The following is a 12,328-nucleotide window of genomic DNA, read 5'->3' as shown; positions in this document are numbered from 1 at the left end:
CCGCCGGCCCCGCGCCGCTCACCGGGCGGAGGCGAGCCTCCTCGCGGACAGCTCGCGGATCAGCGCGACGACCTCCTCGGGGCGCTCTTCGGCCATGAAGTGCCCGGCGGTCGTGGGCCGGTAGGTCACGTCCGATGCCCAGGCCCGCCACAGCGCGGCGGCGTCGAAGCCGAGCTGGGCGCCCCAGTCCTGCGAGATCACGCCGACGGGCATGGCGAGGCTCGCCCCCGCCGCCCGGTCGGCCCGGTCCATCTCGAGGTCGATCGAGGCGGTCGCCCGGTAGTCGGCGACGATCGCCTCGACCGAGGCGACGGACGCGGCGATGTAGTGCTCCCGCAGCTGCGGGGAGAAGGTCGTGCCGCGCGGGTCCCAGGCGTCCAGGAAGGAGGCGAAGAACTCCGGGGCGACCGCGGCGATCATCTTCTCCGGCAGGCCCTTCGGCTGCGCCATGAGATACAGGTGCCAGGCGACCTTCGCGTCCACCCCGTGCAGCACCTCCCAGGTGTCCAGGGTGGGCAGCACGTCGAGGATCCCGAGGTAGTCGACCGCCTCCGGGTGGTCCACGCCCGCCCGCACGGCGACGAGGGCGCCGCGGTCGTGGCCGATGAGCCCGAAGCGCGGCGCGCCGAGCGCCTCCGCGACCCGGATGACGTCCCGGGCCATCGCGCGCTTGGAGTACGTCGCGGGATCCTCGCCCGACGGTGCGCCGCTGCGGCCGTATCCGCGCAGGTCGGGGACGATGACGGTGTGATCGGCCGCGAGATCGCGGGCGACGTGCCGCCACATCACGTGGGTCTGCGGGAAGCCGTGCAGGAGCACGACCGCGGGCCCCTCGCCCGAGGAGGCGACGTGGATCGGGACGCCGCCCTCCCCGGGGATCTGCTGGTACGTGAAGCCGTCGATGATGTCGAACCGGGTCATGGGGTCTCCTCGGAGGGATGCTGGTGCGGGGGAGCGGCCGGGAGCGGCGCGGGGGTCGGGGCGCCGGAGAAGATGCCCGCCGGCAGCGGGCGGCCCAGCGCGGCGCTCGCCCGCAGCCCGGGCAGGACGATCGCGTCGACGAGGGCCTCGAGGTAGGAGGCATCGGCGGCGAGACCGTTCGTGCGGCGCAGCAGCAGGGCGGAGCCGACGACCTCCTCGAAGACGAAGGGGTCTGCTCCCGGCGGCAGCTCGCCGCGGGCCTCGGCGGCCTCCAGCATCGCGCGGGGGAGGCGTGCTCCCGTCGGCCCGACGGCCGTCTCGATCGCCGCGCACAGCTCGGGGTCCTCGAGCCCGGCCTCCAGCAGCAGCATCGCGGTGCGGGCGTCCGTGCGCCGCATCGTGCGATCGAGCCGGCGGCACAGCTCGAGCAGGTCCTCGCGCAGGCTGCCCGTGTCGACGGCCTCGCCGGCGCCGTCCTGCGCCGGGCCCGCGCGCAGGGCGGCGAGCACCATGTCCCGCTTGGAGGACCAGCGGCGGTACAGGCTCGCCTTCGAGGCGCCGCTGCGCCGCGCGACCTCCTCGATGCTGATGCCGTCGTAGCCCTTCTCGCCGAGCAGGGCCAGGACGGCCGCGACGATGCGCTGCTCGAGCTGGGCATCGCGGGGACGGCCGCGCCGGGGCTGCGGGGGCACGGGCGGCGGGGGTTCTGCGGGCGGCGGAGATCCCGCGGGCGGGAGGGACTCTTTGTGATACGGCACGGACCGTATCGTATCCCATGCCGATGCGATGGCGGACCGGGGTGCGTCGGCCCGCGAGGCGTCGATAGGATCGTCGGACCCGAGATTCCCACGTGGGACACCCCCTTCTCCAGGAGCGATCGACGATGACGCTGCGCGCCAGCACGCACGACGGCACCCACCCCCGCCCGACCCTCATGCGCGAGGACTGGACCTCGCTGGACGGCCCCTGGGGCTTCGCCCACGACGACGAGGCGGTGGGGCTCGCGCGGCGCTGGTACGAGCCCGCCGCGGCCGAGGTCTTCGACCGCACCATCGAGGTGCCCTTCGTGCCCGAGTCCGAGGCCTCCGGCATCCACGAGACCGGCTTCCACCCGATCGTCTGGTACCGGCGCACCCTCACCGCGACGGCCGCTCCCGGGCAGCGGGTGCTGCTGCACCTGGGCGCCGTGGACCATGAGGCCCACGTGTGGGTCGACGGGCGCCTGGCCGGGCATCACATGGGCGGCCAGACCTCCTTCACCTGCGACCTCACCGACCTGCTGGACGAGGGGCCCGAGCACGTGGTCGTCGTGCGCGCCGTCGACGACCCGCACGATCCCGAGCTGCCGCGCGGCAAGCAGGACTGGGAGCTGGAGCCGCACGCCATCTGGTACCACCGCTCCACCGGGATCTGGCGCAGCGTGTGGCTGGAGACCGTCCCCGAGCAGCACCTCACCGGCTTCCACTGGGACTTCGACATGCCCCGCGCCCGCGTGGACGTGAGCCTGCGCCTCGCGCAGCGCCCCCGCCCGGGGACGACCGTGCGCATCGGCCTCGCGGCCGGGGACGAGGTCCTCGGCTCCTGCGAGATCACCGCCCTGGACACGCGGGTCGAGGGGACCGTGGACGTGCCCGCCGTGCGCAACACCCAGTCCCGCGACCGCCTGCTGTGGTCCCCGGAGCGCCCCACCCTGGTCGACGTCACCGTGCAGATCCTGCAGGACGGCGAGGTCGTCGACGAGGCCGCCAGCTATCTGGGCCTGCGCACCACCGGCATCGACCGCGGCTGGTTCCTGCTCAACGGCGAGCCGTACTTCGTGCGCTCCGTGCTCGAGCAGGGCTACTGGCCCACCTCCCAGCTCACCGCGCCGAGCCTGGACGCCTACCGCCGCGAGGTCGAGCTGATCAAGGAGCTCGGCTTCACCGCCGCCCGCATCCACCAGAAGGTCGAGGACCCCCGCTTCCTGTTCTGGGCCGACCGGCTGGGCCTGCTGATCTGGGGCGAGACCGCCAACGCCTACGCCTTCAGCCCCCGGGCCGCCGCCGCGATCACGCACGAATGGACGGAGATCGTCGAGCAGGTGCGGGCCCACCCGAGCGTGGTCACCTGGGTCCCCGTCAACGAGTCGTGGGGCGCCCGCGACCTCGCCGACTCCGCCCCGCAGCGCGAGCTCACCATCGCGCTGACCGCGCTGACCCGCTCGCTGGACCCGACGCGCCCCGTCGTCTCCAACGACGGCTACGAGATCACCGGCGGCGACGTGATCGCCCTGCACGACTACGAGACCGACCCGGCGCGGCTGCGCGAGCGCTACGCGAGCGAGGAGTCCACCGCCGCGACGATCGCCTCCCGCGGCCCCCAGCGCCGGCGTCCCATCGACGACGCCGCCCAGGGCCTCACCGAGGACGCGCCCGTGATGATCACCGAGTTCGGCGGCATCGCCTACGCCGCCGAGGGCACCTGGGGGTACGCGACCGTCGAGGGCCCTGAGGAGTTCGCGGACACCGTCGGCGGGCTGTTCGCGGCGCTGAACGACAGCCCCGCGCTCGCCGGCCACTGCTACACGCAGCTCACCGACACCCTCCAGGAGGCCAACGGCCTGGCCACCGCCGACCGGGTGCCGAAGCTCCCCGCCGAGCGGATCCGCGCGATCGTCACCGGCCGCGGGGAGGGGTGAGCGGCCGGCGGCGACGCTGACCGGCGGCGACGCAGGCCGGCGGCGACGCAGGCCGGCGGGGGCATCGGCTCCGCCATCGGCCGATGTCCCCGCCGGACCCGCCCGGGCGCCCCGGGCGGGCGCTGTCACCGCAGCCAGAAGGGGCTCTCGACGTCCTCGCGCACGGCGATGTTGATGCGGTTGAACAGGTTGCTGGTGGCGATGTTGAGGATCAGTGCGGCCCGCTGGGTCTCGTCGTAGTGCGCGCACACCCGCTCCCACAGGGCGTCGTCCAGCGGCTCCTCGGGGCTCGCGGCGACCAGGGTGAGCGCCTCGGCCAGCTCGAGCGCCGCCTTCTGCGCCTCGTCGAAGAACGGCGAGGTGCGGAAGGCGGAGACGCCCAGCATCTGCGCCGTGGTCAGCCCGGCCTTCGCGCCCGTGGTCGCGTGGCCGTTGATGCACGTCGCGCAGCCGTTGAGCTGGCTGACCCGCAGCGCGGTGAGCTCGACGGTGGCCGGGGCGAGCCCGCCGGAGGACACGGCGGCCAGGAGGTTCCCGATCCCCTTGTAGGACTGGGGCAGGATGGTGGCCGGGTTGGGCATGCGGGGCTGGATGTCGGTCATGGGGTGCTCCTCGGTGAGGGGATGTGCTCTGTCGATATCCCTGACCCGCGCGAGCGGGCCGATGTGACAGGCCCGCGAGGATTGCTTTCGCGGCCCCCTGTCACGGACCGGCCGCCCGGCGGGTCAGCCCTTCGTCCGCGCCCGCATGAGAGGACCCTGCGATGACCGATGATCTCCCCCTCGACGATGCCTTCGAGGAGCACCGCCGCCACCTGTTCGGCGTCGCCTACCGCATGCTGGGCTCGGTCGCCGATGCGGAGGACGCCGTCCAGGAGGCCTGGCTGCGCCTGCGCCGCAGCCGGGAGTCCGAGGCCGCGGAGATCGAGAACCTCGGCGGCTGGCTGACGACCACGATCTCCCGCATCGCCCTGAACATGCTGCGCTCGCGCAGCACCCGTCGCACGGACTCCCTCGAGGAGCGCCTCGAGCACCTGCCGGAGCCGATCCTCGAGCGCGAGGGCGGCGGGGATCCCGGCGAGGAGGTCGCCCTCGCCGACACCGTCGGGCTCGCGCTGCTGATCGTGCTGGAGACGCTCTCTCCCGCCGAACGGGTCGCCTTCGTGCTGCACGACCTGTTCGCCGTGCCCTTCGACGAGGTCGCCGCCGTGCTGGGACGCTCCCCGCAGGCCGCCCGCCAGCTCGCCAGCCGGGCCCGCCGGCGGGTGCAGGGCAGGGCCCCGCAGGCCGATGCCGACCCCGCCGCGCAGCGCGCCGTGGTCGACGCCTTCTTCGCCGCCGCCCGCGACGGCGACCTGCCCCGCCTGATCAGCCTGCTCGACCCCGAGGTGGTCGTGCACTCCGACCTCGGCGCCGGGGTGCTGCGCTCGCAGGGCGCCCAGGAGGTCGCCGCCTCCGCCCTCCGCTACGCGCACCCGGACCGGGTCGTGCACCCGGTGCTCGTCAACGGTGCACCGGGCGCGGCGATCGCCCGCGACGGCGCGCTGTTCAGCATCATGGCGTTCACCGTCGCCGGCGGCCGGATCGTGCAGATCGACGCCTTCACCGCCCCGGATCTCATCGGCCGCCTGGCCGGGGACCCGGCGCTCCCGGATCCGGGCCCGCGACCTCCGCGCTGACCAGCCCCTGCGGCCCCAGCGCGTATGCCGCGGTGATGCCGAGCCGGTCCAGGAACGCCGCGTCGTGGCTGACCACGAGCAGCGCGCCCCGATAGTCCTCGAGCGCCTCGACGAGCACCGCGATGCTGTCCAGGTCCAGATCGTTGGTCGGCTCGTCCAGCACCAGCAGCTGGTGCGGGGGCTGCGCGAGCAGCAGCCGGGCCAGCGCCACCCGGAAGCGCTCGCCGCCGGAGAGCCCGCCGATGCTCCGGTGCGCGTCCTCCCCGCGGAAGAGGAACCGCGCCAGATGCGCCCGGACGGACTCGACATCGGCCGACGGAGCGGCCGCGCGCACCTCGTCCAGGACGCTCGCGCCGGGATCCAGGTCCCCGAGCCCCTGGGCGAGATGGCCGATGCGATCGGTCCACGCACTCGCACCGACCGCAGCGGCGCCGACACGCCCGGTGGTTCCGTCGGGACCATCGGCCCCGTGCGCCCCGTGCGCCCCGTGCGCCCCGTGCGCCCCCTCGGCCGATGCCGGCTCCGACCGCGCGCCCGCCGCGACCAGGGCGCGCAGCAGGCGGGTCTTGCCGATCCCGTTGGGGCCGCGCAGGGCGATCCGCTCCGGACCCTGGATCAGGATCGCGCCGCCGCGGGCGTCGCGCAGCTCGGCCAGGCGGCGGCCGGCCGGGACCTCCGGGTCGGGCAGGGCGATGCGTATCCGGTCGGCCGTGCGGAGCCGGGAGGTCTGTTCGGCGAGGTCGTGCTCGGCCGCGTCGAACTTCCCGGCGAGCTCTCCGCGCAGCTTCCCGGCGGAGACCTGCGCCATCGATCCGCGCTGCTTCATGATCGTCTTGGGGCGGCGCGTGTTCTCGAAGTCCGTGCGGGCGTAGCGACGGCGCCGGGCGAGCGCGGTCTCCGCCGCGATGCGCTGCTCCTTCTCGCGGCGCAGGTGCTGCTCCGCAGTCCGGACGGCCTGCTCGGCGGCCTCCTGCTCCCGCTGCGTGTGCGCGCGGAAGGCCGAGTACGGCCCGCCGAACAGGGAGATCGTCCCCTCGCGCAGCTCCGCCGTGGCGTCCATGAGGTCCAGCAGCGCCACGTCATGGCTGACCACGATCAGCGTCCCCGGCCAGGTCAGGATGTCCTCGTGCAGCCGGGCCCGGGAGCCGGCGTCGAGGTTGTTGGTGGGCTCGTCCAGCAGCACGATGTCGTGCCCGGCCCTCCGCATGCCCAGCAGCGCCGCCCGCACGGCCTCCCCGCCGGAGACCTCCGCGACCCGCCGGTCCAGGTCCAGGCCGTCGAGCCCGGCCCCGGCGAGGGCGGCCTCGGCCCGGGACTCGACCAGCCAGTCCTCCTCGAGGGCCTCGAGGAGGCGCGGGTCGGTGTCCCCGGCCTCGATCGCGCGGAGGGCGACGAGATGCTCTCGCACCCCCACCAGGTCCGCCACCGTGCGGCGGGGATCCAGGCGCTGGGGGAGCAGGCCGACGCTCCCGGCGACGGAGATCGTCCCCGCCGTCGGCCGCAGGGCCCCGGCGATCAGCCGCAGCAGCGTCGACTTCCCGCTGCCGTTGGCGCCGATCAGCCCGGTGCGCCCGGTGCCGAAGGCGGCGTCGATCCCGTGCAGGGACGGGGTGCCGTCCGGCCAGGCATGCGACAGGCCGGCGAGGACGACGGAATGGATGCTCGCCATGGGGATCTCCTTCGGCCGGTCGGGTCTGGGTGCGGGGGAGCGGGGCTGGGGCGGGGAGGGGGCGCGCCGGATCCGGGCGGATGCGGCGCGCCCCCTCCCCGGCGGTCACTGCGGCGGCGCGTCCACCCACTGGACGAGCTGGACGACGATGCCGTTCGGGTCGGCCATCTGGAAGAAGCGCTCGCCCCACGGCTCCGTCTGCAGGGGCGTGATGATCTCCGCCCCCTCCGCCTGCAGCCGGGCGTGCTCCGCATCGATGTCGGTCACGGTGAAGACGACCAGGAGGCCGTCCGCCGGACCGGCGGCCGATGCGGGCTGGAAGGTCTCCAGCCCGGTGCGCAGGTAGATGAGGTGGAGGCCGGCCTCGGGATGCGCGAGGGAGACGAAGCCATCGGCCGACATCTCCTCGGCGAAGCCGAGATGCCGGGTGGCCCAGGCGGCGGATGCCGCCGGGTCGGCCACGTTGAGGGAGATGGAGGAGGCGGTGATCTGCATGGGCGGGGGTCCTCTCGATCGGGCGGCGCCGTGCGTCGACGGCGGTGCTCCGCCGGGCTGCGGGGACACCGTACTCGGAACCCCGTACGGTGTACAACGTTTTTATGCGAGGATTGTTCCCGTGAGCGAGAACCGGACCGGAGCAGGAGAGCCCAGCCGCACCCTCGCGCTGCTCTGGGGGCAGGACGCGGCGGCGGGCACGCGGCGCGGCCCCGCGCGCTCGATCGCCCCCGCGCAGCTGACCGAGGCCGCGCTCGCGCTCGCCGACGCGTCCGGCCTCGCCGCCGTGACCATGCGCGCCGTCGCCCAGACGGTGGGCATCGCCCCGATGTCGGTCTACACCTACGTCCCCGGCAAGCCCGAGCTGCTGGACCTCATGGTCGACGCCCTGCATGCACGGATGCCCCGGGAGCCGTGGGCGGACGGGACGCCCTGGCGCGAGCGCCTCGCCGCCGTCGCCCGGTCCAACCGCGAGATGCTCAGCGACCACCCGTGGATGACCGAGGTCGCCGCGCTCAGCCGGCCGCCGCTGGGTCCCGGCACCCTGGCGAAGTACGAGCACGAGCTCGCCGCCTTCGACGGGACCGGCCTGACGGATATCGACGTCGACGCCGCCCTCGCGCATCTGCTGGGATTCGTCCGCTCCCATGTGCGCTCCGCCCACGACGCCGCCCGCGCCACCACCGACACCGCCATGAGCGACGCCGCCTGGTGGCAGGCGAACCAGCCGATCCTCGCCCGCGCCCTGGACCCCGCCGCCTATCCGCGCGCGGTGCGCATCGGCGCCGCGGCCGGCGAGGCGCAGGGCAGCGCCTGGAACCCCGACCATGCCTGGGAGTTCGGCCTGGCCCGGACCCTGGACGGACTGGGCGCGCTCATCGAGCCGCGCGGCTGACCCCTCGCCTCAGCCTCCGCCTACGGCGCGTGGCGGCGCCGGTGCTCGCGCGGACTGACCCCGACGGCGCGGCGGAAGCGCTGCGAGAAGTAGAACGGGTCCTCGAAGCCGACCTCCGCGGCGACCTCCGCGACCGGCAGCTGGGTCACGGTCAGCAGCTGGCGGGCGAGGTCCATGCGGCGCCCCTCGACGAACGCCGCCGGGGTGGTGCCCAGCTCCGCGGCGAACAGGTGCGCGAACCGTGAGGGGGACAGGCGCGCCTGCGCGGCCATCTCCGCCACCGACCAGGGGCGCCGATGATCGCGCTCGATCGCGTCGACCACGGCCCGGATCCGGGGATCGACCTGTCCGTGCTCCGGATTGATCGCCTCTGCCCACAGCAGCGCCGCGTGCAGGGCGTTCAGCGCCAGGTCCGTGCCATGGGACCAGCCGCTGCGGGACCAGCGCACCACGGCGTCGAGATGGGCGGCGATCTCGCCCGCGGCCTCGCCCTCGGGGACGAGCATCCGGATGCCCGCGCCGGCCTCCGGCCATCGCAGCAGCGGGTTCCACGCGGAGGGTACGCGGACGTGCACGAAGCGCAGAGCCCATCGGCCGACCGCAGGATCGGTCCCGTAGTCCTGCGGCGTGCCCGGAGGGATCAGCACGACCGTGCCCGCGCCGGCTCCCACCGCCGCGGCGTCCACGGTGCCGAAGTGCCCGGCCCCCTCGATCGTCTGGATCATCAGCCAGTCGTCGGTCCCGCCCGGGCGCACCGTCCGATAGCTCCGCCCCTCGGTGATGGCGCCCGCGGTGAGCGGGCCGTCGTATCCCAGGAGGACCGGCTGCTGGCGCGAAGGCATAGCAGGATGTTAGAGGTATCCACCGGCAGATCCCATGGTTCTGCGCGCAGCGGCCGTGGTCCGATAGGGGCATGACACAGGTACTGGAAGCCCCCGCCGAGGCCCGCCGCCGGACCTACGACGACCACGGCGTCATCATCGTCCGCAACCTCCTCACCGCCGCGGAGGTCGCGCAGATCCGAGAGGTCTTCACGGCGGAGATCGGCCCCTCCTCGCCCCACTTCCGGCTCGACGCCCTCGTCGCGCCCGACGAGCCGCTGGGCCGCTACCCGCGGATGATCAACCCCCACCGCATCGCCGAGACCGAGGCCGGGCGGCTCGCGCGCCGGTTCCTGCTCGACGAGAGGATCACGAGCATCGTCTCCGCGCTGATCGGGGACTGCCTGGCCGCCCAGTCGATGTTCTACTTCAAGCCCCCGGGCGCCCGCGGCCAGGCCATGCACCAGGACAACTTCTTCCTGCGGGCCGCCCCGGAGACCTGCCTCGCCGCCTGGGTGGCGATCGACGACACCGACGCCGAGAACGGCGGGCTGCAGGTGGTCCCCGGCTCCCACACCCACGAGGTGGTCTGCCCCGAGGCCGCGGACGTCACCGAGTCCTTCAGCCCGCAGATCGTGCCCGTCCCCGAAGGGATGGAGGTCCACCAGACCCGCCTCGCCGCGGGGGACGCCCTGTTCTTCCACGGCAGCCTGCTGCACGGCTCCCGGCCGAACACGAGCACGGACCGCTTCCGCCGCTCGCTGATCTTCCACTACGTCCCCGCCGACAGCGTCGAGATCGCCGCCTTCTACAACCCGCTGGTCCGGCCCGACGGGACGGACGTCGACGTCACCGAGGCCGTGGGCGGCGGCGCCTGCGGCGACGCGGACGTGCGGGACCTCCCGGCGCCGTGAGGCCTTGAGGGCCCGGCGCCGTGAGGCCCTGAAGGCCCGGGGCCGCCTGCTCCACCGACCCGAGCGATGCCGGCGGCGTGCATGAACGGCGGTCTGAGGTCCTCAAGCCAGGCGATTGCCCGGCTCGCGGCTCTGAGACCGCCGTTCGTGCACGGCTGCCGGCCGGCTCAGCCCTGGGCGGCGGGGCGCAGGGCCTCGGGGAGCTGGGACGCGTGGGCGGCGAGCAGCTCCTCGGTCATGGCGCGGGCGTCCTCGAGGGTGACCTGGGCGGCGGTCAGCGGATCCAGCGCCACCGCGTGGTGCACGTTCTCGACGTCGCCGGTCAGCGCCGCGCGCACGGCGAGGGTCTGGACGTTGACGTTGGTGCGGTTCACGGCGGCCAGCTGCGGGGGCAGCTCGCCGATCGCCGTGGGCTGCACGCCGCGGGCGTCGACCAGGCAGGGGACCTCGACGCAGGCATCGGCCGGGAGGTTCTCGATGAGGGAGCCGTGGTTGGGGACGTTGCCGTGGATGACGCTGGGCGTGCCGGTGACGATCGAGTTGACGATGGTCGCGCCGTACTCGACCGAGGGCGCCAGCTCCTCCTTGAGCTTCGCGAGCTGCGCGTCGATGTCGCCCTGGTCGTCGTGGGCGGCGCAGATCTCGTAGTAGTCCCAGCGCTCGGGGAGGAACTCCTCGGTCAGCTGCGGGGACTTGCGGAAGTAGGGCAGGTACTCCGAGGCGTGGTGGCTGGACTCGGTCTGGAAGTAGCCGAAGGCGTTCATGATCGCGGTGCGGACCTGCTCGTTGCCCCCCTCGTAGACGTTCGCGCCCTCGGCCACCTCGGAGTGGTCGCCGTCGTCGCCGGCGAGGTCCGCGGCGCCGCGCCCGCGCTGGTGGAGGCGGGACATGGTCTCACGCACCGCCGGGTAGAGGTCCTCCTGGCCGCGCACGAACTCGAGGATCCAGGCCTGGTGGTTGATCCCGGCGCAGCGGTAGGAGATCTCCTCGTAGGGGACGCCCAGGGTGCGGGCGAGCATCCGGGTGGTGCCCTGCACGCTGTGGCACAGGCCGACGGTGCGCAGGCCCTTGGCGTTGAGGTAGGCGGTGGCCATGGCCATGGGGTTGGCGTAGTTGATGAAGGTCGCGCCGGGGCAGACCTCGAGGGCATCGGCCGCGATGGCGTCGTAGGCGGGCACGGAGCGCAGGAAGCGGAACACGCCGCCGGGGCCGACGGTGTCGCCGACGGTCTGGTCGATGCCGTACCGCCGCGGGATCTCGACGTCGTGGCGGTATGCCTCCACGCCGCCCACCTGGAAGGTGATGATGACGATGTCGGCGCCCTCGAGCGCGGCGCGGCGGTCCCCGGTCTCGACCACGGTGGCGTCGAAGCCGTGGTGGGCGATGAGCTCGCGGGTGGCCTGGGCGACGGGGCCCAGCTTCTCGGGGCGGATGTCCATCAGGCACAGCTCGGCGTCGCGCAGCGCGGGGAAGGACAGGATGTCGCCGATGAGGCGGAAGGGGAACACGAAGCCGCCGGCGCCGATGATGGTGATCTTCGGGGCGGGGAGGAAGCGATTCTCGGTCATGCCGCCACGCTATGGGCGGGCCCTGCCGGAGTTCTCGTGCCGCAGTGCGCCGGATGTCCAGGATCCTTCGGTTCCTCCGGGGTGCGGCGCGAGGCTGCCGGGGTGCGTGGCGGGGCGGTGCGGCATCCGTCGGGCACACTGGTGCCGTGGAGCCGACGGATGACCGCGAGGGGACGATGCACATCGGCGCGGTCGCGGAGCGGACTGCGCTGAGCCTGCGCACGCTGCGCCACTACGACGAGATCGGGCTCGTCTCGCCCTCGGAGCGCTCCAGCGGCGGCTTCCGGCTCTACACGGAGGCCGACGTCGAGCGGATCCTGCTGATCCGTCGCATGAAGCCGCTGGACTACTCCCTGCAGCAGATGCGCGAGCTGCTGGAGGTCACCGACGCGATCTCCGGCCCCGGCTCCTCGGACGCGGCCCGCGACCGGCTGCGGGAGTTCGCGCAGGAGGCCGCCGAGCGTCGGGAGGCGCTCGAGCGGAAGGTCGCCATGGCCGACGAGTTCCTCGCCCGCCTGCGCGAGCTGGCCGGCCCCGACGGCGGGTGACCGCGCCCCGCCGGCGCGAGCGCGCGGGTCCGGAGGGCAGATGATCTCCTCCGGACAGGATGGGGCGGCCCTCTGCGGGCAGGGTGGCTGTGACCGACCAGGCATCGGATGCCCGGTGCGCCCGTCCGTCACCCTCACGTAA

12 protein-coding genes are annotated in these 12,328 nt (G+C 74.0%); 5 read left to right on the top strand and 7 right to left on the bottom strand.

Annotation, left to right across the window (positions count from 1 at the left end):
- Positions 1-18: 18 nt before the first annotated feature.
- Entirely contained in the window at positions 19-921 is a 903-nt protein-coding gene (locus tag ABD234_RS17200; RefSeq protein WP_344358852.1) for an alpha/beta fold hydrolase, read from the bottom strand.
- Complete coding sequence (locus ABD234_RS17195; protein ID WP_344358849.1) at positions 918-1,613, bottom strand: TetR/AcrR family transcriptional regulator; 696 nt, start codon at positions 1,611-1,613, stop codon at positions 918-920. Before ABD234_RS17195 ends, ABD234_RS17200 begins: the two co-directional genes overlap by 4 nt.
- A 191-nt stretch (positions 1,614-1,804) precedes the next feature.
- Here ABD234_RS17195 and ABD234_RS17190 point away from each other — a divergent pair, with 191 nt between their 5' ends.
- Complete coding sequence (locus ABD234_RS17190; RefSeq protein WP_344358846.1) at positions 1,805-3,598, top strand: glycoside hydrolase family 2 protein; 1,794 nt, start codon at positions 1,805-1,807, stop codon at positions 3,596-3,598.
- 125 nt (positions 3,599-3,723) lie between these two features.
- Here the strand turns inward: ABD234_RS17190 and ABD234_RS17185 are convergent, their stop codons facing one another.
- A complete protein-coding gene (locus ABD234_RS17185) occupies positions 3,724-4,200 on the bottom strand; it encodes a carboxymuconolactone decarboxylase family protein (protein WP_344358843.1) in 477 nt (158 codons plus the stop codon).
- A gap of 161 nt (positions 4,201-4,361) precedes the next feature.
- Here ABD234_RS17185 and ABD234_RS17180 point away from each other — a divergent pair, with 161 nt between their 5' ends.
- The gene (locus ABD234_RS17180; RefSeq protein WP_344358840.1) at positions 4,362-5,276 is read left to right on the top strand and encodes a sigma-70 family RNA polymerase sigma factor; all 915 of its coding nucleotides are present in this window, start codon (positions 4,362-4,364) and stop codon (positions 5,274-5,276) included.
- On the opposite strand, the gene ABD234_RS17175 is transcribed toward ABD234_RS17180, so the two are convergent.
- Together ABD234_RS17175 and ABD234_RS17170 are read right to left on the bottom strand one after the other, a co-directional pair.
- Complete coding sequence (locus ABD234_RS17175; RefSeq protein WP_344358837.1) at positions 5,215-6,945, bottom strand: ABC-F family ATP-binding cassette domain-containing protein; 1,731 nt, start codon at positions 6,943-6,945, stop codon at positions 5,215-5,217. The two genes, ABD234_RS17180 and ABD234_RS17175, sit on opposite strands and share 62 nt — an antisense overlap.
- A gap of 105 nt (positions 6,946-7,050) precedes the next feature.
- On the bottom strand, positions 7,051-7,440 hold the full coding sequence (locus ABD234_RS17170; RefSeq protein ID WP_038374665.1) for a VOC family protein: 390 nt from the start codon (positions 7,438-7,440) through the stop codon (positions 7,051-7,053).
- Positions 7,441-7,561: 121 nt separating this feature from the next.
- On the opposite strand from ABD234_RS17170, the gene ABD234_RS17165 reads away from it, so the two are divergent.
- Positions 7,562-8,335 (top strand): TetR/AcrR family transcriptional regulator C-terminal domain-containing protein, encoded by a 774-nt coding sequence (locus ABD234_RS17165; protein WP_344358833.1) that lies wholly within the window; start codon positions 7,562-7,564, stop codon positions 8,333-8,335.
- Between the two features lie 20 nt (positions 8,336-8,355).
- Here the strand turns inward: ABD234_RS17165 and ABD234_RS17160 are convergent, their stop codons facing one another.
- Positions 8,356-9,177 carry a helix-turn-helix domain-containing protein gene (locus tag ABD234_RS17160; protein ID WP_344358831.1) on the bottom strand — a complete coding sequence of 274 codons (822 nt, stop codon included), beginning with the start codon at positions 9,175-9,177 and terminating at the stop codon, positions 8,356-8,358.
- Between the two features lie 71 nt (positions 9,178-9,248).
- Between ABD234_RS17160 and ABD234_RS17155 the strand changes: the two genes are divergently transcribed.
- Positions 9,249-10,070 (top strand): phytanoyl-CoA dioxygenase family protein, encoded by an 822-nt coding sequence (locus ABD234_RS17155; RefSeq protein WP_344358828.1) that lies wholly within the window; start codon positions 9,249-9,251, stop codon positions 10,068-10,070.
- 167 nt (positions 10,071-10,237) lie between these two features.
- Here ABD234_RS17155 and melA read toward each other — a convergent pair whose 3' ends face one another.
- Positions 10,238-11,638, bottom strand: coding sequence for an alpha-glucosidase/alpha-galactosidase (melA, locus tag ABD234_RS17150; protein ID WP_344358825.1), 1,401 nt, complete (start codon positions 11,636-11,638; stop codon positions 10,238-10,240).
- A gap of 176 nt (positions 11,639-11,814) precedes the next feature.
- On the opposite strand from melA, the gene ABD234_RS17145 reads away from it, so the two are divergent.
- Positions 11,815-12,186: a MerR family transcriptional regulator gene (locus ABD234_RS17145; RefSeq protein WP_344359010.1), complete on the top strand. Its 372-nt coding sequence runs from the start codon at positions 11,815-11,817 to the stop codon at positions 12,184-12,186.
- Positions 12,187-12,328 lie beyond the last annotated feature (142 nt).

Origin of the sequence: Brachybacterium phenoliresistens (genome assembly GCF_039530785.1) — a bacterium.
GTDB classification, from domain to species: domain Bacteria; phylum Actinomycetota; class Actinomycetes; order Actinomycetales; family Dermabacteraceae; genus Brachybacterium; species Brachybacterium phenoliresistens.
This window is presented reverse-complemented; position numbering and strand designations above follow the sequence as displayed.